At 47.7% G+C, this 25,316-nt stretch carries 25 protein-coding genes; 9 read left to right on the plus strand and 16 right to left on the minus strand.

Features of this window, described 5'->3' with window-relative positions; all coding sequences use genetic code 11:
- Positions 1-125: 125 nt before the first annotated feature.
- Entirely contained in the window at positions 126-986 is an 861-nt protein-coding gene (tesB, locus tag DFP83_RS04265; protein ID WP_110573493.1) for an acyl-CoA thioesterase II, read from the plus strand.
- A 71-nt stretch (positions 987-1,057) separates the two neighbouring features.
- Here tesB and DFP83_RS04270 read toward each other — a convergent pair whose 3' ends face one another.
- Positions 1,058-2,266 (minus strand): NupC/NupG family nucleoside CNT transporter, encoded by a 1,209-nt coding sequence (locus DFP83_RS04270; RefSeq protein ID WP_110573495.1) that lies wholly within the window; start codon positions 2,264-2,266, stop codon positions 1,058-1,060.
- A 13-nt stretch (positions 2,267-2,279) separates the two neighbouring features.
- A complete protein-coding gene (gene udk / locus DFP83_RS04275; protein ID WP_110573497.1) occupies positions 2,280-2,912 on the minus strand; it encodes a uridine kinase in 633 nt (210 codons plus the stop codon).
- 189 nt (positions 2,913-3,101) lie between these two features.
- Between udk and DFP83_RS04280 the strand changes: the two genes are divergently transcribed.
- Positions 3,102-5,879: a M16 family metallopeptidase gene (locus DFP83_RS04280; RefSeq protein ID WP_110573499.1), complete on the plus strand. Its 2,778-nt coding sequence runs from the start codon at positions 3,102-3,104 to the stop codon at positions 5,877-5,879.
- A gap of 49 nt (positions 5,880-5,928) precedes the next feature.
- On the opposite strand, the gene DFP83_RS04285 is transcribed toward DFP83_RS04280, so the two are convergent.
- Positions 5,929-6,384 carry a DUF3429 domain-containing protein gene (locus tag DFP83_RS04285; protein ID WP_110573500.1) on the minus strand — a complete coding sequence of 152 codons (456 nt, stop codon included), beginning with the start codon at positions 6,382-6,384 and terminating at the stop codon, positions 5,929-5,931.
- A 68-nt stretch (positions 6,385-6,452) separates the two neighbouring features.
- Here DFP83_RS04285 and DFP83_RS04290 point away from each other — a divergent pair, with 68 nt between their 5' ends.
- Together DFP83_RS04290 and DFP83_RS04295 are read left to right on the plus strand one after the other, a co-directional pair.
- Positions 6,453-7,778 carry a DASH family cryptochrome gene (locus tag DFP83_RS04290; RefSeq protein ID WP_110573503.1) on the plus strand — a complete coding sequence of 442 codons (1,326 nt, stop codon included), beginning with the start codon at positions 6,453-6,455 and terminating at the stop codon, positions 7,776-7,778.
- Positions 7,778-9,229, plus strand: coding sequence for an FAD-binding domain-containing protein (locus DFP83_RS04295; protein ID WP_110573505.1), 1,452 nt, complete (start codon positions 7,778-7,780; stop codon positions 9,227-9,229). Before DFP83_RS04290 ends, DFP83_RS04295 begins: the two co-directional genes overlap by 1 nt.
- Here the strand turns inward: DFP83_RS04295 and DFP83_RS04300 are convergent.
- From DFP83_RS04300 to DFP83_RS04345, 10 genes are all read right to left on the minus strand, one after another.
- Positions 9,226-10,815 (minus strand): EAL domain-containing protein, encoded by a 1,590-nt coding sequence (locus DFP83_RS04300; protein ID WP_110573506.1) that lies wholly within the window; start codon positions 10,813-10,815, stop codon positions 9,226-9,228. The two genes, DFP83_RS04295 and DFP83_RS04300, sit on opposite strands and share 4 nt — an antisense overlap.
- A gap of 110 nt (positions 10,816-10,925) precedes the next feature.
- Positions 10,926-12,332 (minus strand): sensor domain-containing diguanylate cyclase, encoded by a 1,407-nt coding sequence (locus DFP83_RS04305; RefSeq protein WP_110573508.1) that lies wholly within the window; start codon positions 12,330-12,332, stop codon positions 10,926-10,928.
- Between the two features lie 66 nt (positions 12,333-12,398).
- On the minus strand, positions 12,399-13,763 hold the full coding sequence (locus DFP83_RS04310; RefSeq protein ID WP_110573510.1) for an ATP-binding protein: 1,365 nt from the start codon (positions 13,761-13,763) through the stop codon (positions 12,399-12,401).
- Positions 13,751-14,416 carry a response regulator transcription factor gene (locus tag DFP83_RS04315; RefSeq protein ID WP_110573512.1) on the minus strand — a complete coding sequence of 222 codons (666 nt, stop codon included), beginning with the start codon at positions 14,414-14,416 and terminating at the stop codon, positions 13,751-13,753. Before DFP83_RS04315 ends, DFP83_RS04310 begins: the two co-directional genes overlap by 13 nt.
- Positions 14,417-14,425: 9 nt before the next feature.
- Positions 14,426-15,070, minus strand: a complete 645-nt coding sequence (locus tag DFP83_RS04320; protein ID WP_110573513.1) for a tetratricopeptide repeat protein — start codon at positions 15,068-15,070, stop codon at positions 14,426-14,428.
- Between the two features lie 5 nt (positions 15,071-15,075).
- Positions 15,076-15,864, minus strand: a complete 789-nt coding sequence (locus DFP83_RS04325; RefSeq protein ID WP_110573515.1) for an SDR family oxidoreductase — start codon at positions 15,862-15,864, stop codon at positions 15,076-15,078.
- Between the two features lie 3 nt (positions 15,865-15,867).
- Positions 15,868-16,527, minus strand: coding sequence for an iron-containing redox enzyme family protein (locus tag DFP83_RS04330; protein WP_110573517.1), 660 nt, complete (start codon positions 16,525-16,527; stop codon positions 15,868-15,870).
- On the minus strand, positions 16,524-17,990 hold the full coding sequence (locus DFP83_RS04335) for an AMP-binding protein (protein ID WP_110573519.1): 1,467 nt from the start codon (positions 17,988-17,990) through the stop codon (positions 16,524-16,526). Before DFP83_RS04335 ends, DFP83_RS04330 begins: the two co-directional genes overlap by 4 nt.
- Entirely contained in the window at positions 17,983-18,627 is a 645-nt protein-coding gene (locus tag DFP83_RS04340) for a thermostable hemolysin (RefSeq protein WP_110573521.1), read from the minus strand. Before DFP83_RS04340 ends, DFP83_RS04335 begins: the two co-directional genes overlap by 8 nt.
- A gap of 244 nt (positions 18,628-18,871) precedes the next feature.
- On the minus strand, positions 18,872-19,780 hold the full coding sequence (locus tag DFP83_RS04345) for a M14 family metallopeptidase (protein ID WP_110573523.1): 909 nt from the start codon (positions 19,778-19,780) through the stop codon (positions 18,872-18,874).
- A gap of 143 nt (positions 19,781-19,923) precedes the next feature.
- On the opposite strand from DFP83_RS04345, the gene DFP83_RS04350 reads away from it, so the two are divergent.
- Together DFP83_RS04350 and DFP83_RS04355 are read left to right on the plus strand one after the other, a co-directional pair.
- Complete coding sequence (locus DFP83_RS04350; protein WP_110573525.1) at positions 19,924-21,105, plus strand: MFS transporter; 1,182 nt, start codon at positions 19,924-19,926, stop codon at positions 21,103-21,105.
- A gap of 5 nt (positions 21,106-21,110) precedes the next feature.
- On the plus strand, positions 21,111-21,686 hold the full coding sequence (locus DFP83_RS04355) for a manganese efflux pump MntP (protein WP_110573527.1): 576 nt from the start codon (positions 21,111-21,113) through the stop codon (positions 21,684-21,686).
- Between the two features lie 12 nt (positions 21,687-21,698).
- Here DFP83_RS04355 and DFP83_RS04360 read toward each other — a convergent pair whose 3' ends face one another.
- Positions 21,699-21,824 carry a DUF3149 domain-containing protein gene (locus DFP83_RS04360; protein ID WP_083405003.1) on the minus strand — a complete coding sequence of 42 codons (126 nt, stop codon included), beginning with the start codon at positions 21,822-21,824 and terminating at the stop codon, positions 21,699-21,701.
- A 144-nt stretch (positions 21,825-21,968) separates the two neighbouring features.
- Between DFP83_RS04360 and DFP83_RS04365 the strand changes: the two genes are divergently transcribed.
- The gene (locus DFP83_RS04365; RefSeq protein WP_110573528.1) at positions 21,969-22,586 is read left to right on the plus strand and encodes a DUF2238 domain-containing protein; all 618 of its coding nucleotides are present in this window, start codon (positions 21,969-21,971) and stop codon (positions 22,584-22,586) included.
- Positions 22,570-22,761: a DUF3482 domain-containing protein gene (locus DFP83_RS04370; protein ID WP_110573530.1), complete on the plus strand. Its 192-nt coding sequence runs from the start codon at positions 22,570-22,572 to the stop codon at positions 22,759-22,761. The genes DFP83_RS04365 and DFP83_RS04370 overlap by 17 nt, the downstream gene beginning before the upstream one ends.
- On the opposite strand, the gene DFP83_RS04375 is transcribed toward DFP83_RS04370, so the two are convergent.
- Positions 22,758-23,633: a mechanosensitive ion channel domain-containing protein gene (locus tag DFP83_RS04375; RefSeq protein ID WP_110573532.1), complete on the minus strand. Its 876-nt coding sequence runs from the start codon at positions 23,631-23,633 to the stop codon at positions 22,758-22,760. The genes DFP83_RS04370 and DFP83_RS04375 overlap by 4 nt on opposite strands.
- Positions 23,634-23,766: 133 nt before the next feature.
- On the opposite strand from DFP83_RS04375, the gene DFP83_RS04380 reads away from it, so the two are divergent.
- Positions 23,767-24,159: a BON domain-containing protein gene (locus DFP83_RS04380; protein WP_110573534.1), complete on the plus strand. Its 393-nt coding sequence runs from the start codon at positions 23,767-23,769 to the stop codon at positions 24,157-24,159.
- Positions 24,160-24,187: 28 nt separating this feature from the next.
- Here DFP83_RS04380 and DFP83_RS04385 read toward each other — a convergent pair whose 3' ends face one another.
- On the minus strand, positions 24,188-25,312 hold the full coding sequence (locus DFP83_RS04385) for a methyltransferase (RefSeq protein WP_110573536.1): 1,125 nt from the start codon (positions 25,310-25,312) through the stop codon (positions 24,188-24,190).
- Positions 25,313-25,316 lie beyond the last annotated feature (4 nt).

The raw sequence follows: 25,316 nt of genomic DNA on the forward strand, positions 1-25,316 counted from the left end.
ATTTTGTCCATAACCATCTATTTTTACGAATAATTGTGTCTATATAACTAGTGATTAAAGACTAAATCAGATCATTTCGTTAAACTAACTGCATTGATATTAATCATAAACAAAGGAAATAGGCAATGAGCCAAGTATTGGATAACCTCCTTGATTTACTTCGTTTAGAAACAATTGAGCAAGGTTTATACCGTGGTAACAGCCAAGATCTCGGTTTTGGTGCTGTATTTGGTGGACAGGTCATCGGTCAAGCCCTATCCGCGGCAAAAGAAACACTGCCGCCAGAGCGTCTTTGTCACTCGTTTCACAGTTACTTTTTGCGTCCAGGCGATGCTAAAAAACCTATCGTTTATGATGTTGAGGTTATCCGAGACGGTAACAGTGTCTCGACTCGTCGAGTCAAGGCGATTCAGCACGGTAAAGCCATTTTCTATATGACGGCATCGTTCCAACAGCATGAAGAAGGCTTTGAGCACCAAGATACCATGCCGGATGTACCTGGTCCTGAGGGGCTGGTGTCGGATATCGATATTTACCGTGAGCACGAGCAACTGATTCCAGCACCATTGCGCAATAAATTCATCAGCGAGAAACCGATCGAGATGCGCTTTGTCACCTCGTACAACCCATTTAAGCCAGAAAAAGACGAGCCCAAGCGTTACGTGTGGCTGCGCGCGAATGGTGCAATGCCGGATGACCCACGCGTACACAAGTATCTACTGGCCTATGCATCAGACTTTAATTTTCTTCCCACCGCATTACAGCCGCACGGCAAGAGCTTTGCACAACCTAAAATGCAAGTGGCGACCATCGACCATGCCATGTGGTTCCATCGCGACTTCCGTATGGATGACTGGTTGTTATACGCTATCGACAGCCCATCAGCCAGCGGCGCACGAGGGCTAGTACGAGGACAATTATTTAATCGAGAAGGCACTTTAGTTGCGTCAACGATTCAAGAAGGCATGATACGCGACCGTAGTTAACAGATGCCCCACGCGCGAAACAAAAAAGCCGGCATTAAAGCCGGCTTTTTAATAAGCTGTCTGCAGTTTATTTAACTCAACCCCACAAAGAAGCCTGCAATCGCAGCACTCATCATATTCGCTAACGTCGCAGCAAGCAGCGCTCGCATACCTAAACGTGCGATATCGTGACGTCGGCTCGGAGCCATGCCCCCTAGTCCGCCAAGCAAAATCGCGATTGACGAGAAGTTCGCAAACCCGCACAGTACAAAAGTAATAATCACTTGCGAGTGTTCGCTCAGCTGATCTTTGTAGTTTACAAAATCAAGGTAAGCGACAAACTCATTGATAACCAGCTTTTGTCCGATAAAGCTACCCGCCATTTGCGCCTCGTCCCAGCTTACGCCAAGTACGTACGCAACGGGCTGAAACACGTAACCAAAAATTTCTTGTAGCGTCAGCTCAGGATAACCAAACCAACCACCAACCCAACCAAATAGGCCGTTAACAAGCGCAATTAACGCAACAAACGCCAATAACATAGCACCGACATTCATCGCGAGCTGTAAACCACTCGAAGCCCCCGTCGCTGCTGCATCAATCACATTAGCTGATTGATCATCGACCTCAACTTCGGTTAAATCGTTGCGCGGCTTTTCGGTTTCCGGGATCATCATCTTGGCCATTAAAAAGCCTGCCGGAGCCGCCATAAAACTTGCCGCAATCAGATATTTGAGTTCTACACCTACACCCGCGTAACCTGCAAGGACCGAACCCGATACTGAGGACATGCCCCCTACCATGACGGCAAATAACTCAGAGCGCGTCATCGTGCCAATAAATGGGCGCACCATCATCGGTGCCTCGGTCTGGCCAACAAAGATGTTTGCTGCCGCCGACATCGATTCAGGTCGACTGGTCTTTAACAAGCGCTGCAAACCACCGCCGAGGATCTTTATCACCCATTTCATAATACCGAGGTAATACAACACAGAGATTAAAGACGAGAAGAAGACAATAACGCTCAATACTTGTATGGCAAACACAAAACCAAAGTCCTCGCTGGCGAGCGAGCCAAACAAGAAGTCAATGCCCGCATTCGTGTAGCCAATAACAGTCGATACACCCTGCGCGAAACCAAACAGCATTTCCCTACCCACGGGCACATAAAGAACGAAACACGCCAGTAATAGCTGGATAGAGAACGCGCCAATCACTGTTCGCCATCGAATGGCTTTGCGGTTAGTAGACAGTAAAAACGCAACGAAAAAAATGACGGCAATGCCAAGTAAACTATTCATAAAGGACCGTAGGTTATTCAGCGAGTAGCTGGCGTATTTTTGTTTTTATTATATCAATCGCAATTTCATTTCGCCCGCCTCGGGTTACTACGAGATCAGCATACTGCTTGGAAGGGAATATATGGTCGAAGAAGGCCGGACGAACATATTTCTCATACTGTTCTGTGACTGACTGCAAGTTGCGACCACGCTCTTCAATATCGCGCTTGATCCGTCGCAGTAAACACACATCAAGTGGTGTATCCATAAATACAGAGATATCAAACTGTTCCCGCAGCGACGGGTCAGTCAGCAATAAGATACCTTCAACCATAATGACTTTCGCGGGGGCTACAGGAATACTCTCAGGCAATCGCGTATGAGTGGTATGACTGTATTGCGGCATTTCGACGGCTTTACCATCGCGCAGATCGCGAATATGCTGCTTGAGCAAATCATGTTCAAATGCAGACGGTTGATCATAGTTCGTCAACACGCGCTGCTCCATCGTCATATGGCTTTGGTCTCTGTAATAGGCGTCCTCGGCTAAAATAGCGATGCCGTCACTTCCTAACTCTGCAACCAGTTCTTGATAAACTGTCGATGCAAAAAGACTTTTACCCGAGGCTGAAGCCCCTGCTATAGCAATAACTGTCGTTTTACTCACAACCCTGTCATTTCCTTGTAACCTCTTTGACCGCGCGCAATTATCCTTGATTCCACGGCTAATTAAAACCCTTGCATGAAAATCGATTCTGTCTAATTTAGTTACAATTTTTAAACATTAAAGGCTACATACTTACTGCACGGCTGTTTAATATAGCAGCGTAACTTACAACAATTAGGATTACACAACATGAAAATGGTAAAAACACTCACAGCGGTGGCAGTGGCATCTGTCCTGTTAGGCGGTTGTCAGGCAACCTCAGCCGAACGTGAGAACACGCAAACAGTTGCTGTACAACAAAAAAACCTACCTCAAGTTGATATCAATTACGAAACATTCACCCTCGATAACGGGCTGACTGTTGTTGTCCACGAGGACCGTAAAGCCCCTATCGTGGCGGTAAACGTGTGGTACTCCGTCGGTTCAAAAGATGAGAAAGAAGGCAAGACAGGCTTCGCGCATTTATTCGAGCACTTAATGTTTAACGGTACCGAAAACTACGATGACGAATATTTCGGGCCGTTCGAACGTGCCGGCGCAACCGAAATGAACGGTACAACCAACAACGACCGCACCAACTACTTTGAGAATGTACCCACCCCGGCGCTTGATATGGCGTTGTGGATGGAATCCGACCGCATGGGTCATCTGCTTGGCGCAGTTACACAAGACAAGCTCGATGAACAACGTGGCGTCGTGCAGAACGAAAAGCGTCAAGGTGAAGCACAACCCTACGGTCGTGTATGGGGCTACCTTGCCGAACAAACGTTCCCTGAAGGTCACCCGTATTCATGGTCAGTAATTGGTTCAATGGAAGATCTCAACGCGGCGAGCTTGGACGACGTACACCAATGGTTTAAAGATTACTATGGTGCCGCCAACGCTGTGGTTGTGCTCGCTGGTGATATTGATGTCGAAACCGCCAAACAAAAGATGCAAAAGTATTTTGGTGACATCGCGCCTGGCAAACCCATTAAGAAAACCGAGCAGTGGATCGCAAAGCGTAGCGAAAGCAAACGTGCGGTGATGGAAGATAACGTACCGTCATCACGCATCTATAAAGTCTGGAACACCCCACCGATGGGAACCGAGGCCTCCGAGTATCTGTCATTATTGTCCGATATTCTTGCTGGCGGCAAAAACTCGCGTTTATACCAACGTCTCGTTTACGATGAGCAAATCGCGACTAGCGTAACCAGCTTCCAGTATGCCCGTGATGTCGCTGGACAGTTCATGGTCATGGCAGATGCCAAACAAGGCGTTGAGCTAGAGCGTATTGAGTCGATCATCAATGAAGAGCTTAATAAACTATTAACTGAGGGACCTACGCAAGAAGAACTCAACCGTACCCGTTTTTCTACCATGGCGGCATTTGTGCGTCAGGCTGAAAAAGTAGGCGGATTTGGTGGCAAATCTGACATTCTTGCTTCGGGTGCCGTTTACCATGGTAACCCAGGGTTCTACGCACAAGAGATGGACTGGATTGAAGGCGCCTCGACTGCAGATATTAAAACCACCGCCAATGAGTGGTTGAGCGATGGCGACTTTACCTTATTCGTCGAGCCACAACCTGACTACGCCGCTGGCGAAAGTATGAGTGACCGCAGTCAATTACCGGATGTAGGCGACTTACCACAGCTTGAACTTCCTGAGCTTCAGCAGTTCACCTTATCAAATGGCCTCGAAGTCTATTTAGCAGAGCGTCATGATACACCGACTGTTGAGTTGTCATTGACCTTTGATGCCGGTTACGCCGCCGATGCGGGCAACAAATCTGGCACAGCAAGTTTTGCTATGGATATGCTCAATGAAGGCACTGAGAACTATTCTTCGATGGAACTTGCAGCACGTTTAGAAAGTTTAGGTACTCAACTGTCAACTCGCGCAGGTCTGGATACCTCGACAATTTCGTTAGACACACTGACAGTGAACTTGGGTGAAAGTCTTAACTTAATGGAAGAAGTATTACAGCGCCCAACGTTTGCCGACGAAGAGATTGAACGCAAGCGCGCGAATTGGATAGAAGATATCCGCAAGGAACAAGCACGCCCGCAGTCTCAAGCACTCCGCGTATTACCGGGCTTAATGTTTGACGAAAATCACGCTTACAGTCAGCCGCTGACGGGTTCAGGCACCATTGACTCAATCAAAGCGCTCACGCGTGATGACTTGGTCGCCTACGTAGACACTTGGTTACGTCCTGATAATGCAAAATTGGTGATTGTGGGTGACACCACCGAAGCTGAAATTAAACCGATGCTAGAAAAGGCGTTCAGCGAATGGCAAGCACCAACAACTGCCGTTCCGACTAAACAACTGGATGCGCCAGCGCCACGTTCTGAGTCGCGCGTATTCTTAATCGATCAGCCGGGAACACCGCAATCACTAATCATCGCTGGTCAGTTGGCTCCTTCGGGAACCACTGAAAAAGCCGACTTGATCGATGTGACTAACACCATCTTGGGCGGTTCATTTACCAGCCGTCTCAATATGAACCTGCGTGAGGACAAAGGCTGGTCATACGGTGCGCGTTCAATCTGGTTGGATTCTGAAGGACCAGGCTTGTTAATCGCGTTAGCGCCTGTACAAATCGATAAGACCACTGAGTCGATTGAGGAAATCCTAAAAGAGTACACGCAGTACGAAGGCGATAAGCCAGCGACTGCAGATGAGCTCAAGAAAGTGATTGCCAATAAAACGGCGAAGTTGCCAGGTGCATACGAAACCAAGAGCGCGTTAATGAGTGCCCTCACTGACACCTTGAATAAAGGTAAGACAGTTGAGTACTTAGAAGCGTATCCGAGCCGTGTCTCGTCTATTTCTCTTGACCAAGTTCAGGGTGAAGCGAAGGACTTGTTGCGCACCGAAGCGCTGACATGGGTTATCGTTGGTGACCTTGATGTTATCGAAGAGAAAGTACGTGCGATGAACTTAGGTGAAGTGACTATTTTAAACGAAACCAAGTAATTTCATGGCAATAACGAAAAGGGCTGCAAACGCAGCCCTTTTTTGTTTGTTAGATAATATGGTTACCAAGCACCAGAATCTGACAAACAATAACACCGACGGTCAGCATTAAACGCATCGGATAATACCTAGACTGGTTCGTCATGGTGGTCCCTCGCGCCAATTTACGCTCGAAAAATAACACAAGTGCAAACCCAGCGATTTGCAGCAACAGTGACCAAAACAATGTGTTGAGCAATAAAGTTAACCACGCTAATAACGCAAACACATTACTTGCTATGATTAACCCTTGGGTTGACTCAGTATCAGCGCGATGCAGCGCGCGTCCCCATAAGATGCCCGATAAGAAACTCAGAATCACTGCCCCGTAGGAGACTAAAGCAGGTAAAGGGTCACCGATCATGGGTAACTCAATTGCCATCAAACTCGAAAGTGACAAACCTAAAAACGGGATTAAACCACCAAACCCAAGCAAGTATATCCATTTTGTCTTTACTGAAGTCATGACTACGTCCAATTTGTTGTTTTTTTCGTATATCCAAAGTACGTCATATCATAAGTAAAGTTCAATTCATGACCGCAAAACACGCAACAGGATTAATCTGGTTTAACCTCGATTTACGGATCACCGACAACTTAACGCTGATTAAAGCAGCACAAGAATGCCAACAATTAGTGTGTTGCTTTGTCATCGACGAGAGTTGGTTCAAAGGCAATCGCTATGGTATCCAGGGTATCAGTCAGCAACGGTGGCGCTTTATACAACAGTCGATCGCTGATTTAGCAGCGTCGTTGCAACAATATGGCCAGCAACTCATCATTCGCAAAGGGCAGCCGACTACCGAAATTTCCACACTCATCAGCACGCTGGGTGTCGATGCGGTTTACAGTAGCGATGATGCGGGAGTCTATGAACGGCGGCGCTGGCAAACCTTAACAAAGCGCTTTCCCTTCATCCATTTTGAGCGCGTCAGCAATCACACATTGCTGAACGAACAGCATTTATCTTTCTCATTGGATAATTTGCCCAGCACCTACTCACAGTTTCGAAAATGCTTCGAACCGCTCGCCGAGACATTGCCGAACGGGCAAGCTCAAAAGCATTTAAAAGCGCTGCCGCCAATGCCCAAACGCAGCATTGCGACAGAAGCGACGCCATTTATCGAACCGAGCGGCTATCTAAAAGGTGGCGAACTTGCTGCGCATCAACACCTTTCGGATTACTTTGCGTCGATCGCGGCTGGCAGCTACAAAGAAACACGCAATGCACTCGATAGTTTTACCGACTCCACCAAGTTTTCCGCTGCGTTGGCAATCGGCAATCTCTCCCCTCGTCAAGTCATCGATGCACTTCGCGATTACGAGCAGATCCATGGCGCCAATGAGTCGACCTATTGGATTGTATTTGAGCTAATGTGGCGAGAGTATTTTTACTGGTATTTGCGATGCTACCAAGAGCGCGTATTTAAGTTCAGCGGCATTCAGAACAAAAAACCCGTGACCAGCTTCTATCCACAGCGCTTCGCTGCCTGGTGTAAAGGCAAAACCCCCTACCCCATTGTCAATGCATGTATGCACCAGCTGAATCAAACCGGCTATATGTCGAATCGTGGCAGGCAACTTGTTGCCAGTTGCTTAATACACGAGCTACAACTGGATTGGCGATACGGTGCAGCGTACTTCGAACAGCAATTGCTCGACTATGACGTGGCGTCGAATTGGGGAAACTGGCAATACCTCGCTGGCGTTGGCGCTGATCCGCGCGGCTCGCGCCGTTTTAATCTCGAAAAGCAAACCCAGATCTACGATCCAAATGGCGAGTTTATTAAGCGTTGGCATGGCGACCAAGCCGTTTCGCAAATTGACTTTACCGATGCCGCAGACTGGCCGTTAAGCTGATGACGATTAACCTCGTTTGGTTTAAACGCGACCTGCGGCTCAGTGATCACCAACCGCTCGCGGATGCCATCGCGTCAGGGCGCCCGACACTGTTGTGGTTTAACTTTGAGCCTTGGTTAGTCACCGATCCGCATTACGATGAGCGTCATTGGCGTTTCATCGTTGAGTCAATTCGAGACATAAATCGCTCACTCAAGCCCTACAATACGCAAATCTATGTGACTTACGGTGACGCGGTTGAGCAGTTGCAGGCGTGGCATCAGCAATTTACCATCGCCGAAATTTTTAGCCATCAAGAGGTTGGGTTGCTCAACACCTTTGCGCGTGACAAACAGGTCGCCCAATGGTGTGCATCAAACAATATCCCATGGCACGAATACCCGACCGGCGCAGTGCGGCGCGGTTTGACTCACCGTAAACAATGGCAAGCACATTGGTATAAAGTGATGAAAGCGCCGCTAAGCACGTCGGACTTAAGCCGTATTCAACCGGTTGCTGCCGCCAGCGTAGACTATCGCACACTGCCCAAACCCTGGTTTGAACGCCACTCTGCGTTTCAGTACGGTGGCCCCAGTGCTGCACAAGTAACCTTAGCGAGCTTTTTAGCTGACCGCGGACAGGCATATCATTACAGCATATCTCAACCCTTGCGAGCCGAACAACACTGCAGCCGGCTATCTGCTTATTTAGCTTGGGGCAATCTTAGCCTAAGAGAGTGTTATCAAGCCGCCGTTAAAAAGCGTCAAGAAAGTGGCTGGAAACGTCCAATGAATGCGTTTTTATCGCGCCTACACTGGCACTGCCATTTTATCCAAAAGTTTGAATCAGAGACGGCGATGCAACAGGTGCCATTGAATCGGGCATACATAGATTACCCCTATCGTTCTGATGCTCAGGTTGAACTGCATCTTAACGCCTGGAAGAAAGGACAAACAGGCTACCCTATGGTGGATGCCGCGATGCGTTGCCTCACCCAGACAGGTTATATCAACTTTCGGATGCGGGCGCTGTTGGTCAGTTTTTTATGTCACTACCTTCATATTCATTGGCAGCATGCAACGACTCACTTAGCGGCGCTCTTCCTGGATTTTGAACCGGGCATTCATTACCCACAGATTCAAATGCAGGCAGGGGTTATCGGGACTAATACGATTCGGATGTACAATCCGGAGAAGCAGGCTATCGAAAAAGATCCGACGGGCCAGTTTATTGATCGCTGGGTACCTGAACTTGCCGCGTTACCGTTAGCGCTTAAACAGGCTCCCTATCTGATGACGGCTATGGAAGCACAGATGTACGACTTTCAGCTTGGCGAAGATTATCCATTACCGATAGTCGATATCGATGAATACCGCCCTGTAGCAAGAGATACATTACATCGAATCAAAAAAAGTAGTACTGCACAAAAAGAAGCTAAACGCATATTAGCGCGGCATGTAGTGTCGCGCTAATTCAACTTGATAATATCAGGGGATGGGCGACCAATGTAGTAGCCCTGTAAGAATTCAATTTGCTGCTCAGTCAAATACCCGTTTACTTGTTCGGTTTCGACAAATTCCGCCACCATGGGTATTTTAAGCTCGCGACAAATACTAATCATACCGTTTAAGATACTGGCGCTACTGGCATCCTCAAGGATATTTTTAATAATACTGCCGTCAATTTTGAGGTAATCGGGTCGCAACTGAATCAGCCGTGAAAAATTAGAGTATCCCACACCAAAATCATCGATCGCAATTTCTGCTCCAAGCGACCGCACGCGCCGAGTAAACTCATCGACCATTGAAAAATCTTCAGTCGATTCTGTCTCGGTTATTTCGAAAATTAATCGCGATTGTGGGTAAGCTTCGAGCTGGTCAGAGATAAAAGCAACGGTCTCAGAATTCAAAATATCTTCAATCGATACATTAACTGATATTTGCACATCATACTCGGCCGAATGCACGACGGCCTGTTCCACCACGCGCCGTGTAATCTCTGGATAGTATCGAGTAGTCTTTGCCTTATCGAGAAAAAAGCCTGGTGGAATGTCTTTGTCACCATCTCGCATGCGAACAAGCGCTTCGAAGTAATCAGGACGTTGCCCATTGCTACTGCGGATCGGTTGGTAATAATTAATAAAACGGTTATTTTTAATCGCAGATTGGATTTTTGGTAACCAGTTAATCGAATTACTCGCAGAAAACTCGCGCTCATTTACAACATGTATACGCTGACCTGAAAACACCGTTTTAGCTCGAGCTAGCGCACTCTCTGCTAACTGCAGCAGCTTGGCTTTACCAACGCCCATCCCTATTGCTATGTCCAGTGCCACATTAGCACCGTTAACTTCAATGTGATGATCAATAATGTGAGCATAAAACCGCTGTAACTGTTGCTCAAACAATGCAGGCACCATTCTGAATGATGGCAACAATGCAAACTTATCACCGTACAGTCGGTACATATTAATATGTCGGGGGTAAAAGAACGCCTTACAGGATTCGCTGAAATTTAATAATAGACGATCACCAAACTCAAGCCCGTAAAAGTCGGCATAACTGCGAAACTTACGAATATCAATAATGGCAACCGTTTGTGTATTGACGCGCTTAATATCAGCAATCAAATCAACCCGCGTCGGCAACCCTGTGGTGTGATCAAACCGTGTTTCATTCAGGAGTTCGTCAAGAAAGACTTCGCGGGATATATCCTGCAACATCAAAATCTGTTCTTGCAGACATTGCTCATCATCGTAAAGCGGAACATAAATTGCTTTGAACCAATCAGGACGGCGATTCCCCAAACTCAGCTTAATGGTGCCTTGCCAATGACTCTGTTGGGCAACACTGTAGTCAAATTGGTCAAGCAATTGTCCCCGCATATCGGCATGCAACAATTTGCTCAATGGCATGCCTGTTGAGAACGCTTGCTGAGTGTCCAATTGCTTTAGCATTTCGCTTATCCAGACAATTTGTCCTTGTGCATTTACTCGAACACACAACGATGAGCTCTCCATAGCGAGCATCAATTGTTCGAGTAACTTACAGTCTCTCACCTTGGCGTTTCCTCAGACTACTTTTATTAACTAATATTTAAAGACCATAGCATTGTTATGGCTAGCTGTTAATCTGCAAATCATCAGAAGTCATCACTGATCATGTTTTTTCATGCAACACATGCGACAACCTGACAACGCCCTTGCTTTTTAGCATTCAACAATGCCCTATCCGCTCTACCGATAGCCGACATGGCTTGTTCTTTCGGTTGGCAATACACCACACCAAAACTACAGGAAACCGAATCACTCAAACCATCAATTCGGAGCCGTTCAATACCTGCGCACAGACGCTTAGCGATAGCTTGCGCGTCCGAAAAATCGGTATCGGGTAACATAATCATGAACTCGTCACCACCAAAGCGCCCCATCATATCATTTTCCCGTAGCTGTTGGTTGATGTAATTGGTGACACTAACCAAAACATGATCACCAATAATATGGCCATACACATCGTTAATCTGTTTAAAGTGGTCAAAGTCGAAAATAATCAAGCAACACGGAGAGTTTGCTTCGTTCGAACGCAACCGCTTTTCCAACCGTTGTAAAAAGTAACCGCGTGAAGCCGCATGAGTCAATCCATCACGTGCTACACGTGCCGCTAAGTTTGCATTTTGCGCGATTAACGTCGGTATCGATAGCGCAAACCAGACGCAGGCAGCAGTTATTGTCATAGCAAACTGATACACCAGTGCAAAGTCTTGCAGCTGCAACTGCGCCACCAGCAGCGCCATCACGCCGCTAAATAACGCCAGAATAAAAACACTGGTGAGCGGACTTGCCGTAGTAGCGATCCAAAGAAACGGTAAGACAATAAAAAATACTGTAAATGAAGCTTCTAGACGTTGTGTTTGGTAGACCAAGAACACTGATAAGCCCAGCAACACAACAACCAAGCACAGCCGCCCAAAAAACACCCGCCATTTAACCGATTTTAGGCTAAAGTTGAGCTCACCCAAATGCTCATTAATGCTCGGGTAGCGCCATGATAAAACGGCGATAAATACGGGGGCTAATACCATCACCCCGGCCATATCACCTATCCACCACGGTAGCCAGGATAACCACTGTTCCGGCTCGGACATCAGCCCGCCTTCAGTCAACGCTATAATACCCAAGAGCGAGGTAAGCAGAGAACTTATCGCTGATACAACGAGGAAAGTCAGTACAGTGCGAGGAAAACCAATCACACCGTTATTAATGTGCGCGCATTTTACAAAATAGGCACCGACACCCAGTGGCAAGGTGTGTGCGCCTACAAATAGCACACTGCTGGTGAGCCAGGTCATCCACGTCAGTGGTTCACTATAAATGTCGGTAATCCATGCGGTGCTGACAAAGCCAGCAACCGCGATAGGGCCGACCGCCCGCCACCCCAATACAAGCAATGCGGCAAACGATAAACCCGCGGGTGGAAACCAAATACTTGCATGAGGAGCGAACTCCAGTACCACAGCAACTCGCCACAATACGAGCCAAGACACTGTGAGGCCGATGTAACGCATTACTCGATACATACGCCACCATTATTTTTATTATCTGATGCCTTAGATTAATTAATATTTATGCATTATCAAACTGTTTTAGAATGAAAGTGTACAAATAAAGGTGTCATCGCCTTGACTGAACTGAACCGTTATACCGAGTTGCTTGGCAATATTTTCTACGATGGATAAGCCCAACCCTGTTCCATCAATATCAAGGTGACCTCCGCGATAAAAACGTTCCCCAACACGCTCAATATCCACATGAGCCAAATCGCTCATCGTATTCGTGATGACCAGCTCATGTTCACTCTGTTTCAAGGTGATCAGGCTATCGACAGCCCCGTATTTAATTGCGTTATCAATTAGATTAGAGAGCAAAACCTGCAACAAATCTGGGTCACTGTTGATGGTCGCCCGCTCATCAAGAACCAGATCAAACGTTTGTCCTCTTTGCTCCGCTTTTTCATACCACGATGCGACCACTTCGCGCACATGACGGGCAAGTTTTAATGAGATTTTTCTATTAAGCGGCCGTTCGGTTCGAGATAACAGCAACAAGTTATCAATCAATCGTGTCAGTTGATTGACCGATACCATAAGCGAGTCGAGTGTAAGTTTTTGCGCCTCGTCAGAGGTGTCAATCAGGTTTTGAATACGTAACTTTAGGTTGGCAACGGGGGTTCGCAATTCATGGGCCGCATCCGAAGAAAATCGCTTTTCACGCGAGAATAATTGCTCGACGCGAGATAAATAATGGTTTAACGATTGGCTGATTACAGCCACCTCTTCAGTATCATCAAAGCCCACTAACTGTTCATAATTATCACTGGGCTTTTCGCGTATGGTGGTTGCTAACTGACGGAAGTTGGCAAAGTTGAAGTTAATACTCCACCATCCAAACCAGATAATGACTGGAAGCATCAACAGAATCGGAATCAAGGTATCGATGGTTAGGTCGCTACGTAATTCAGCTCTAAAGTCATCCTCCTGCAACACCAGCATCCGTAATCCACTTTTTGCGTTAGTTGCGCCAAACACGTACCAGTAGGAGTCACCTTGTCGCAATTCAGAGATCCCTTCGCGGTACTGTATCGACTCCGATCGAAGCCAATCACGACTGGCATAAATAACTTCACCATCAGCGGTTTCCAAGCGAATGGCGAGCTTGCGCTCATAATCTTGCAGCCATGCTGGAGTTTGATAAATAAGCGACGCTCTTGATTCGGCGCTATCAAGTCGTTGATTAACCGTGCCAAGCTCAAACTGGCTAATCAGCGCGTTCATGGTATGTGCTTGTTGAATCAGCTCGGCATCAAAAAGCTCATCGACCTCATGGCTGACCTCAAAATAAATCCACAACGCCGATACACTACTACCGAACAAATAAACCACTGAAACCGTTAAAAGGATTCTTCGGCGTATTGATTTTAACTTACTAAAAAAGCCCGTTAGTCTTTGCATTTTAATCGGTAACCCACGCCTCTGATGGTCTCAATGAGTTCTCGTTGGCCTAACTTTTTGCGCAGATTATGCACATGGACTTCGAGCGCATTACTCTCAACGAGATGGCTATCGGAACTTAACAACGCTTCGAGCTTATCGCGCGGATGGACTTTCATTGGCTGCATGACAAACATTTGTAGCAGTTCGTACTCTTTGCGCGACAGCATCATTTCTCGCCCGTTGATGAATGCTTCGCGGCTGGATGTATCCATAACAATAGGACCACAGGCTATCTTAGCTGAGGTATACCCGCTTCGACGGCGCAACAAAGCGCGTAAGCGCGCCGCCAATTCATTAACATCAAAAGGTTTAGTCATGAAGTCGTCAGCACCTGCATCAAGCAAGTTGATGACATCACGGGTTTGGTCACGAGCCGTCAACACCAAGATAGGGATATCAATTCCCTTTCTCCGAATGCTCTGCAGCACTCTTTCACCCTCGATGTCGGGCAAGCCTAAATCTAAAATGGCTATATCAAACTCATGCCGGTTTAAATTCGAAATAGCCGCTGCACCGGTACGTACCCATGACACCATAAACTGCCGTTGAGACAATCCTATCTCAACGGCTTGGCCTAAGGTTTGATTATCCTCAACCAACAACAATTGCATGCTAATCCCTTATCGCTTACTTAGCCGTTTATTGACCTTCTTGATCAGTGCGTGAATTTCTTCTCTGCGCTCAGCATCCGCTAACGGACGTTCCGGACGTGCCGGCGCCGCTAATGCGTGCTGGGCAAAACTCAATGCCTGTTTGTAATTGCCTTGCTCATACAGAAAGTCGGCGTAGAAATAGTTACTATCAATGCCATTTGGATTTATTTCCAGTGCTTTTTTAAGGAGCTTTTCAGCTTCATCGTCGTCACCAAACCCAAACGGCCAACCCGGGACTTTATAATAGAGTGTTCCTAAGCTGGCGTAAGCAGAGCCAGATAACGCATCTGGTTCAATTTCCAGCGCTTTTTCGAGGCTCGCTTTAGCCTCTTTGGCAAGACCCAATGCGCCCAGTCCACCTACTGCACCCGCCTCAGTACTTTTAATGATACCCAGCCAAATATGCGCAGCGGCATTATTCGGCTCGCTGTTAACCCAGGCTTGCGCCTCCTCGGCTAATGACTGAAATCCTTTGCTTTGCGCATCATCTTGCAAGGTGTAATTAACTTCGGCCCAACGCTGCTGAATATCTGCCAATTTACTTTGTGCGACGGCTTGCGCACTGCTGAGTAATAATACACTGCTCATCGCCACTGAGATTATTGATTTCATGATAATCACTCCTTAATTAGTGATTGAAACGTACGGTTAACTTTGAATAAAGCGCCATCAAGCCATTGCGGTCTAATCATGTTCAGAACCGCAAAAAGTCGTTCGGGAAAACCAATCGTTTGACTCAACTGGCCGGTCTCAATTTGTCGAACGATGCACTGTGCCACCACATGAGGGTCATCTTCAGTGGTGTTGGTGCGTTCGTTGAGTGCGCGCATGAGCGGTCCGTTGAAACTGGTTTTTATTGCTCGCGGCGCGGTATACATGACACGGACAGACGTATCGGATAACTCACGGCGCAACGACTCGGTAAAGCCTTTTAAACCCGACTTGGTCGCGCAATAGAGGGTTTGCCCTGGAAACCCGATACTGCCAAACACCGAACCGACATTAAGAATAAAGCTACTGCGACGCTTGAACTCCGGTAGCACTGCGTTGATCAACAAAATCGGGGCTAATAAATTGGTGTTTAACATCGCTTCGGCTTGGCTACACTGGTGCTCGAATGTGCCCTCTGCAGCCATGCCCGCGTTGTTAATTAACCCCGTCACAGTCGCTATGCCCGAGTCAACGTTGAGATGCTGTAACAAGCGTTCGCGATCAGCTGCATCAGTAATATCAGCGACCACATAATCCTGTTGCAATGCATCAGCTAAGTTTGCCAGCGCCGTCTGATTGCGCCCGACCAAGGTAAGGCTCGCACCACGCGCAGTGAGCGCTTTTGCCAACGCACTCCCCAACCCACCGGTCGCGCCCGTCAACACAATGTGTTGTTGCGTCCAATTGATAGACATCGTTTATTCTCCTGCCAATGAGGGTATCGCGCGGAACATTTCGCCATACAGGTGATAGACGCTCCGAGCCGTTCTAATAATCGCGCGCTGGGCATCCTCGTCGGTCAACTGATTCATCAAGTCTTCAAAGAACTTAACGTGATCTTGGTCGAGGTCACCGTGTGAAAGTAAGTAACTGAATGCACTATTCGGAAGTTCAAGTTGCGCCTTAACCCGATGCGCAGCTTGTGTGGCTAACTTTACGCTGGTCCCTTCTAGTACATGAGCCATACCAAAAAACGCAGCGGGGTGATAGCGTTGCATGTGGTCATAGACAACAGACACCATGGCATCGGTTGTCCAATGGGGTTCACTGTTCTTCACCTGCTCCGGATCAACACCCGTTGCTTTTAAATCGTTCAAAATCCAACGTTCGTGACCATACTCCTCGTCGATATACTCAACGACAGCTTTACGCAGCCACTCTAACGATCCGGGTAACAAGCTACCGGCTCGCATCAACAAGGGGACCGTATGTTTAACATGATGGTAAGCTTGGCCCAGAAACGCTTGGTATCGGGCGCGAGTGATCGCTCCAGCAAACGTATCTTTGATAACCGGCGCATTAAATAAGAAGTTCTGCTCAGTTTGTGTTTGCTCACATAGTGTGGTGAAAAATGTCATGATTCGTACTCCATTGATGACATGCTGAGTGGATACTGTTGTAAGATAGCTTGACGTCTAAGCCGCCCTGTCCCGGTAAGAAGCTGGTTTGCCAAGGTAAAAGGAGAGGTCATCACCTCAATCGTCTGTATTCGCGCATAATCGGGTAATGCGGCGTTTACCTGTTTAACCGCCCGTTCAATCTCTGCTTGCGCAACGTCACTGACAATCAGCGCACGCAGCGGATGCGATTCGCTCCCACTCACGCAGACTTGCTTCACGGTTGGAATAGTTAACAGCGCGGCTTCGACCCATTCTGGGTCGACATTACGCGCGTAGGACGTCACGATAATGTGTTTCTTGCGACCATCGATATACACGTCGCCCGACTCATCAAAGTGCGCTAAGTCGCCCGTAGCAAACCACGCTGGAGCTGCCGAGTTATCGCCTAAATAACCCAACATCAGCGGTTCACGTATAAATAGCTCACCGGCTCGAATCTGCGCTGTTATATGTGGAAGCAACTGACCTACTGATCCTATGGGGCTGGCTTTTCGCACGTCATTTAAAGCAACCACCGACGCACACTCTGATAGTCCGTAACCTACGACCACAGGCAGGTTTAACTCCATCGCACGCTGTTCTTGTGCCTCAGCGAGTTTGGCACCACCGACGGCAATGAACTCGAACTGGGTTGCGGGTACACCGAAATTGGCGACGCTCGCACACACGGCATCAAGCAATGCAGGCGGGATAACTAAAGTAGAAATTCGATAATCAATTAAGCATTGAATAAAGCGCGCAGCATTCAGCCCCGCGGTACCTGCCAATCCAAGTTCCGCGCCAGTGAGCAACACGACTTCAGCTCCCAGAGCAAGCGTGACATAGATACCTGCAATATTCTCTAGCAGTACCGCCAACGGCATCACCACCAAGTGCGTCGAGTTAAGCTGACTAGGTAAGCGTTCAATTAAGCTCGTCACGACAGTGCCAATTCCCTCAGCAGACAAGCACACGCCTTTCGGCTGTCCCGTGCTGCCCGAGGTGTACGTAATTTTTTGAGTGGTAGGCGGTAATGGTGCGAGTTCACCAGTGGTGTTAAGCACACAGATCGGCACAAATCCCGTTGGCGCTGATACGCAAGCAATCACGTGCTGAGCGTGCACGCGCTTATCAAGAAAATCCCCCACCAACAGTTGAGCACCGCTATCTTTTAATACATTGCGCTGCTGTTCCGCACTAAAAAACGGCGGTATAGGAATGAGTACTTTTGCCAAACGTAAACACGCAAGATCCCAAATAACCCAATCAAACACGTTATCTAAGGCAAGCGCCAACCGCGTTTCTGATCGTTTGCTAAGCCATTGCACTGTCGCATCGACGCGATTCCACATGTGCCGATAGCTTAGTGTGCTATGGGGTGAGCGTAAGGCAATTGCATCGCTTTTAGCGTGTTGTTGAAGTCGCGTAAGTAAGTTATGCATGTGCTTGCTCCCAAAAAGCGGTATGGCTAAGGTGAGCTAATTCACCTGTCGAGCGACTATAACTATCTGTCCAACCTGCAAAAACACTGGGTTGATGCGCATAGTAAGAGCCCCAATCCGCACGATTGTCTGATTTCAGCTTTTCGCGCGCGGCTGTGGCGAGTTTTTCCAGTTCAATACCGCGACGTTCTAAAAAGTGTGCCAAGCCGCGCGTCGCGGTGAATAAAACTAATGCACGGTGGATATCTCGGAGCGCGAGTACAATCGCGTCGACGAGAAAAGGCAAGTATCGCCGACCCAATGTAGCCATAGAGCCCACCTCAGCGATTTGCTCGCGTGCAGGTGCTAATTGACCAAGCACACGGCAAGTCCCAAGTGACTGACTCATGTACTGCTCAGAGAATAAGGCACGTGTCTCGGCAAGCTGTATGCCACACGCAGCGACCATGCGGTCATTTTGGTAGACCGCAAGAATATGTTCGGGAAGCTGAGTGATACAGGCGTTGAAGCTGAGCCAATAACGCTCGCAAATAAAGTGTTCAGCCGCGAGCCGATTGACATCCGATGGTTTAACCCAGCATGCAGTAACCGGTGCGTGCTCATCCGTCTTGATGATAAAAGTGCGATTCGATGGCATGTCGCTATCTCCAACGTATTTGGCAGAACGGCCGAATTTAGAGATAACTCTAGAACTGTTTTCTTAAATATTTCTTAAAATAAATTTTAAGGGGATGATTTCTTTGTTTGGTGAGAGTTCACAAAAACTTTAAGAAGCAGTCGCAAGCCTGAGTGGCTTGCGACCTAAAAGCATGTGATGCTGCCAGCCAATCCTGTCTCAAGCAACGGGTGCTTGAGTGCAGCAAACACAGGGTTAAGCCAAACTAACGAAGATAGTTCAGTGCGCCGACCACTGCAGCAACTTGCGCATCAATGCACTGCTCCGGCGTTGCGTTTTCACTGTCGGGGTACACTTCTGTTGTCGTGGCATACATTGCTTGACTCAATCCAATGCACAGCCCTAAGTCATGCGTTGGGTAGCTAATGACACCGGGAATATCAATATCAGTGCCAATCAGTCGGTTATCTTCGTCTGCTGGCGCGATATGAGTAACTTTTGCGACCTCAGCAAGCACCGCCTGTTGAAATTCGAGCTGTTTATTTTCCGAGTTGGTGACCAAGTAAAACCCATCAGGGATGTTCCAATTGGTATTCACTTCACCGTCGCGCGCCGCTTTTGCAGGACGAAACTCCGAGTTATCAGTATCGGTTGTCTCGTGTAAATCAATATGAGCGAGTAAATCAACGCCCAAGTCGTCAATCAACCGCAGTACGCAACCCGACTCTTTTGCAGGACTGGATTGATAAAATGACCGGTTTGGATCAACTGCATCGGGATTCCAGCGATTAATCGTTTCATAACCCCATGGGCTGATGCACGGTGTCACAATAAAGTTAAACACATCTTGGTAAGCTTGCATCTGTTCATCAATAAACTTTAAAGCACCGTGCACACCGCTCGTCTCATAGCCATGAACTCCGCCCGTCACCAGCACCGTTGGTTTTTCATCATCCCACTCTGGCGAAAGAACGACATACAATGGGTAGTGCTTATCGGCATAGTCTAGCTGACCGTATTCCCGGACATCAAAGCGCGCTTTAAACCGCTCAATGTGAGTAACCACGTCATCGTTATAAGAACGCTGAATACGCTGCTTTTGCAGCCACTCTTTTTTCTCTGGCTCGCCCCAAGGCTTACCGGGCGTACCAATTGGATATTGCTGTTGTTGCAAAGTCTTGACTCCCAACGGTTATTGTTGAAACGCTTATGCTAACACATCGCCCTAACTCAGTTCGATTATTACGCCATAACAATAGCAACCTACGATGAAAAGCTTTACCATAGGCGGCAATTTTTTCTCGCTGTATAAATTCCATGAGTTATTCACGACTGCAAATAGCGCTCGCCATATTCGCTATGGCGATCGGTACGTTTTCGATCGGTATTGGCGAATTTGTCATGATGGGCTTATTGCCTAATGTGGGTGCCGACTTTGATACCACCGCACAACAAACCGGTCATCTGATTAGTTTATATGCACTTGGTGTCGTCATTGGTGCGCCACTGATTACCCTCCTTGGTGCGCACATTCCCCGTAAACCACTGATCATCGTCCTTATGCTGGTTTATGCTGCTAGTAATTTACTCAGTGCCCAAGCAGATAGTTTCCTAGAACTGCAGCTCTTTCGGTTTATCAGCGGCCTGCCGCACGGTGCCTATGGCGGTATTGTCTGCTTAATGGCCGCGGGCTTGGTTGATAAATCGCAACGAGGTATGGCAGTTACCATGGTCATGATGGGCCTCACCGTAGCGATCTTAGTCGGTAACCCTTTAGCGACTTGGTTTGGTCAACTGCTTGATTGGCGTACAGTTTATGTCGGCGTGGGTATGGTCGCATTGAGCGCCGCCATGTTAGTGGTGGCTTGTGTCCCACAACCTAAACAAACCACAACGACCCGTGTGCGCACCGAGCTACGTGCGCTAAAGAATAGCCAAGTGTTGCTCACCTTAGCGATAGGTAGTGTAGGCTTTGGCGGTATGTTCGCGGTACTTAGCTACCTGTCACCGACACTGCTCGAAGCCACCCAAGTACACGAATATTGGATTCCCATCGCCTTGTTAATTTATGGTTTAGGTTCGTTTACTGGCAGTATTGTCGGCGGCAAGCTCACCGATTTAAACATGAAATGGGCAATCGCTGGCGCGCTAATGTGGGCGATTCTGGTGTTAGCCGTATTCCCGCTGAGTATTTATTCTCTGTATACCATTTTACCGATGGCGTTCTGTTTAGGCACCACGGCGATGTTGGTACCTGCACTGCAAGTCCGTTTGATGGATGTCGCTGGCGAATCGCAAACATTGGCAGCTTCATTAAATCACGCGGCGTTTAATATCGCAAACGGCCTAGGTGCTTTTTTAGGTGGATTATCGCTCAATACCGCGCTGAGTTGGCAGGCAACCGGCTGGGTCGGCTGTTTACTAGCGCTGGCAGGTCTAATGGTATTTACCATTACCAAGCACCATAGTCGCAAGAGCGCAGTGCATTTGAGCTTGTAATTGATATGAATATTTTATCGTTGTTTTTAATTGGTATCGCGATGTCGACGGACGCCTTTGCAGCGGCAATAGGCAAAGGCATCGCTATGCGCAAACCAACACTCAAGCAAGCTTTAAAAATCGGCGTGCTATTTGGCGTTGTTGAAGCCATAACACCCATGCTAGGTTGGCTTTTAGGTAAAGCCGCTGCCCAAATCATCTCTGAATACGACCATTGGATTGCGCTCATCTTGCTCAGCCTATTAGGTATTCATATGATAAAAGAGGGCTTGTCATCAAACGACGATGAAGATGACGAAGTGGACCCGACTCAGCAACCCTTTATAAAGCTATTTCTGACCAGTATCGCGACATCTATCGATGCGATGGCGGTAGGCGTTGGCATGGCATTTCTCGACGTCAATATTTATGTTGTGGCCATGATTATTGGCTGTTCTACTTTTGTCGCTGTGACGGTTGGTGTCATGATAGGTCGTTATGCGGGTCACATCATTGGTCGTTACGCCGAGATCGTCGGCGGTTTTGTACTTATCGGTGTGGGAATGGGTATCGCAGCGGAGCACGTCGGGTTACTTGGATAACCCGACGGTCAATTACGCGTTTTTAGTTTTTACATAAAAATAAATCGCATAAAAAACACACAAGCCAATCACGATAGCCAGCCCTGTAAATGAAAAGAATATGACGGGGTCTTTAAAAAACTGCTGCCAAATACTCATAGTCGTCTCCTAGTAAACTTTCTACCGATGAGTTTAATAACTCCGCACAAGTAACCTCTTGACTTAGGTCATTAAAACTTTAACTTGCAAGACAGACTTAATGCGTTAACTATGATGCGATGATTCGGCAACGGAGACGATGTCATGCACAAACTGTTGTGGGTGCTTATCTACACTGGCTGCTTAATTTGGTCCGCCTATCACCCAAAGGATCAGCTGACTTGGTGGCTGGAAGTTTTACCCGCCCTACTTGGCGCAATTTTACTTGCAGTCACTTATCGCCACTTTACCTTTACGCGGCTTGTTTACGGTTTAGCCCTAGTGCACTGCGTGATTCTCATGGTGGGTGGGCATTACACGTATGCCGAAGTACCACTGTTTGATACATTGGGCGATTACTTCGGCTGGGAACGCAACAATTACGATAAACTCGGTCACTTTGCGCAAGGGTTTGTGCCCGCCATGGTAGTCCGCGAGATCGTTGTGAGAAACCATCTCATTTTTGGTGGTTTATGGCAGTTTGTCTTTATTACCTCATTTTGTCTCGCGTTTAGCGCCTTTTACGAACTCATTGAATGGTGGGTCGCGGTTGCAACAGGCGCGAGTGCGGACGCCTTTTTAGGCACTCAAGGTTACGCGTGGGACACTCAATCGGACATGGCATTTGCGCTAATTGGCGCGATGTCAGCATTATTGCTACTCTCAGGTATACACAACCAACAAATAGAACAAAAGCGCTCGCTTTATGGCAGAACACAATAAAAAAGACAACGAACAGAGTTTAGGCGTCACTGTAGCTATTGGTGTGGCAATCGGTAGCGCCATGGGCGTTGCGATGGACCAACTCGCACTGGGGGTTGCATTAGGCGCCGCGTTTGGCGCCGCATACGGTTATGCTACACAGAAAAAATCCAACTCAAAGGACGAGCACGACTAACGCTTCAGCACCGAGTCCCCAATAAAGTCTTGCTCGGCAAAAAGCTCAACCAATATCGCTTGCTCCGTTTGGTTTCTATCATGCTCCTTGGTGGGCAGGCGAACGATGAGGTGAAGCTCTTCGGCGCAGTGCAATTGTATGGTAACGCGAGGATCGACAACAGGCTGCTCGAGGCCCGTTCTGTAGCTTAGCCGCGCAAAATGGCGTTTGGCTTGATCCAAGTAGGGCTCGCTGTATTTCTGGGCAAGTTGTAATAGCTTCTGTTGCGCTACACGCCAATCATGCTCGCGCAAAAATGGCACACTAAAGGTGTGTAACACAAACTCTTGTGAGTAGCTCTCATTAATCACCGCTTCACTAGCAAATAACGAGTTCGGCAAAACGATCAAACGGCCACTGCGTTGTTGCATAGACTTACCAGGGCCGACTTCTAGAATGGTCGTCGTGAGTAAGTTCTGATCAATCACATCACCACGAAATTCTTTAACCTGAATTCTATCGCCAATATTAAATGATCGTGCGCCACCCTTAATCAGCGCCCCCGACACGCACAAAATAAGTTCTTTTGTCGCAATCACCAAGGCGACCGCGATGGCGACCATCGAGAGAGCAAAGGTTCTCAGCTCATGCCCCCATATCACCACTAGGCCAAGCACTAATACAATTAGTAAAATATTGCGCAGTTGAATAAGCCAACGCCGACGCATTTCACTCGACTGAATATTCCGACGAATAAACCTGCGCAGCACAAATCGACTAGTCGCGATGACTAAAATCAGGAGTAATGTGCTTATCATCAAGCGAATCAACGACTCAGAGTTTTGTAACTCTTCTAATAGCGCGTTAAACGCTGATTGCAGGACGTCTGGCATTGCCTCACCTCAAAAAATAGAAAATAACGTTCAACTATTATGATCGTTTATTGCAAAACTCGTGTAAATACACTGTGACAGCTATAGTTTTCTACTATATTAGAAATCGTTCTAATTAAACAGGAGGTGTTTCATGGCATCAGTAAAAACTTTATCACTCGTAAGTTTGATGGCATTAGCAAGCTTAAGTCTCGCTGCGTGTTCGCAAGATTCAGCAGAAGACAAAACTGAGCAAGCAATGGAGTCTGCAAAAGATACAGCAGATAAAATGGGCGACGCTGCAGAACAAAAAATGGAAGAGGCAGGTGAATACCTCTCTGATTCGGCTATCACCGCAAAGGTTAAAACCGCACTGTTCGATAATGGTGGTCTAGACAGCTCGAAGATCACTGTTGAAACGCGCAATAAAACCGTTTATTTGAGCGGTACCGTTGCAACCGAGAACGATGCTGAAACTGCGGGTCAACTCGCTGAAGGCGTTGAAGGTGTTGAAGACGTTGAAAACGATATCGTAGTTGGCAACTAAGTGCTTATTACGTGAGTTACAAGCCCGCTTAAACGCGGGCTCGTGCTTTTAATAACGTATTACGTGGCGTCAACTTAGCGTCGCAAAATGCCATTAAAGATACTTCGTAACCCTGCTCCTGCATAAATACCGCTCTATCCAATAACAACCAACGCTCAATATATGGCTGAAACTTCAGTCTCACCTGTTCGATCGCTTCAGTCACTGAGAATCGATGGCGGCCTTGCGCCAACCAATAGTCGGCATCAAAGTGTGTGCCCAAATCAACCCCGTGTTGTGTTGCAGCCCAGCGACAAAAATCTTCGAACTGACCAGTAAAGATTGCCTTGGATACCGAATTAAGCGGTCGATAGTGCGGGTCGTTCAGCTGAACTTGGCGCCAGCATTCATATCCCAACCGCCACACGAGTTCGGTTTCACGCAGCTCACGCTCTCGCTTGCCGGCTGTAACAAGCCCTTGAGCGGCGAGTCGCAGCGCATTTTTATTAAGTTTTAGAGAAGACTGCTGTGCGGTCTGTGACAAAGGTTGATAGAACGCTTGCTGGGTCAGGTGATAACAACAAGGCGCCACATAAACATCCCGTATACCGGCCTCAGTTGCTGTCGTTAATAAACGGGTATGTAAGTCACCGCAGGCATGCAGCGCCACTGCAGTCTGACTGGTACGTAGCGTGTGATGAACTCTTTCATCACCGCTGGTCGCTAAGACATCTTGTTGAATAAACACCTGCGGTAACTGGTGCTGTTGAGCAAGTCGTTGCCCCGCTTCACACAATACTGATTGCCACTCGATACTGACCACGGAACAATTCTGGGTAAAGCTCAAGAGTCGACCCAAATGCCCCTTGCCAGCGCACCACTCCACGGTTGTACCAGCCTGCTTCGGTATGTGCTCGATAAATGCCTGCACTTGCGCTAATTTGCGCCCTTTAATCCCTTGCGTTAGCCAAAAAGGCAAGTCACCCTCTAAAGGGTGAGTCGGTTGATATCGTGACACTGGATCGGATAATGAGCGCAACTCTGCAAGTGCCTGAGAGAGGCTTTGTTCGTCCGTCCAAGGCAAAGTCGCATGCTCAAACGCAACAAGATCCCAAAAGGCCCGACTATTTGAGAGCGCCTTACTGTATTGCCCGAGCAGTTCTTCTAAATTCACAGCA

It is taken from the genome of Idiomarina fontislapidosi, assembly GCF_003226255.1.
In the GTDB taxonomy this organism is placed as follows: domain Bacteria; phylum Pseudomonadota; class Gammaproteobacteria; order Enterobacterales; family Alteromonadaceae; genus Idiomarina; species Idiomarina fontislapidosi.

Bases quoted from the DNA above. Each gene is read 5' to 3' on its own strand.
- DFP83_RS04280 (WP_110573499.1), top strand. From the start codon at position 3,102: ATGAAAATGGTAAAAACACTCACAGCGGTGGCAGTGGCATCTGTCCTG.
- DFP83_RS04330 (WP_110573517.1), bottom strand. From the start codon at position 16,527: ATGACATTTTTCACCACACTATGTGAGCAAACACAAACTGAGCAGAAC.
- DFP83_RS04290 (WP_110573503.1), top strand. From the start codon at position 6,453: ATGACCGCAAAACACGCAACAGGATTAATCTGGTTTAACCTCGATTTA.
- DFP83_RS04370 (WP_110573530.1), top strand. From the start codon at position 22,570: ATGGCAGAACACAATAAAAAAGACAACGAACAGAGTTTAGGCGTCACT.
- DFP83_RS04365 (WP_110573528.1), top strand. From the start codon at position 21,969: ATGCACAAACTGTTGTGGGTGCTTATCTACACTGGCTGCTTAATTTGG.
- DFP83_RS04375 (WP_110573532.1), bottom strand. From the start codon at position 23,633: ATGCCAGACGTCCTGCAATCAGCGTTTAACGCGCTATTAGAAGAGTTA.
- tesB (WP_110573493.1), top strand. From the start codon at position 126: ATGAGCCAAGTATTGGATAACCTCCTTGATTTACTTCGTTTAGAAACA.
- DFP83_RS04355 (WP_110573527.1), top strand. From the start codon at position 21,111: ATGAATATTTTATCGTTGTTTTTAATTGGTATCGCGATGTCGACGGAC.
- DFP83_RS04295 (WP_110573505.1), top strand. From the start codon at position 7,778: ATGACGATTAACCTCGTTTGGTTTAAACGCGACCTGCGGCTCAGTGAT.
- DFP83_RS04315 (WP_110573512.1), bottom strand. From the start codon at position 14,416: ATGCAATTGTTGTTGGTTGAGGATAATCAAACCTTAGGCCAAGCCGTT.
- DFP83_RS04270 (WP_110573495.1), bottom strand. From the start codon at position 2,266: ATGAATAGTTTACTTGGCATTGCCGTCATTTTTTTCGTTGCGTTTTTA.
- DFP83_RS04325 (WP_110573515.1), bottom strand. From the start codon at position 15,864: ATGTCTATCAATTGGACGCAACAACACATTGTGTTGACGGGCGCGACC.
- DFP83_RS04320 (WP_110573513.1), bottom strand. From the start codon at position 15,070: ATGAAATCAATAATCTCAGTGGCGATGAGCAGTGTATTATTACTCAGC.
- DFP83_RS04350 (WP_110573525.1), top strand. From the start codon at position 19,924: ATGAGTTATTCACGACTGCAAATAGCGCTCGCCATATTCGCTATGGCG.
- DFP83_RS04360 (WP_083405003.1), bottom strand. From the start codon at position 21,824: ATGAGTATTTGGCAGCAGTTTTTTAAAGACCCCGTCATATTCTTTTCA.
- DFP83_RS04335 (WP_110573519.1), bottom strand. From the start codon at position 17,990: ATGCATAACTTACTTACGCGACTTCAACAACACGCTAAAAGCGATGCA.
- DFP83_RS04285 (WP_110573500.1), bottom strand. From the start codon at position 6,384: ATGACTTCAGTAAAGACAAAATGGATATACTTGCTTGGGTTTGGTGGT.
- DFP83_RS04310 (WP_110573510.1), bottom strand. From the start codon at position 13,763: ATGCAAAGACTAACGGGCTTTTTTAGTAAGTTAAAATCAATACGCCGA.
- DFP83_RS04340 (WP_110573521.1), bottom strand. From the start codon at position 18,627: ATGCCATCGAATCGCACTTTTATCATCAAGACGGATGAGCACGCACCG.
- DFP83_RS04305 (WP_110573508.1), bottom strand. From the start codon at position 12,332: ATGTATCGAGTAATGCGTTACATCGGCCTCACAGTGTCTTGGCTCGTA.
- DFP83_RS04380 (WP_110573534.1), top strand. From the start codon at position 23,767: ATGGCATCAGTAAAAACTTTATCACTCGTAAGTTTGATGGCATTAGCA.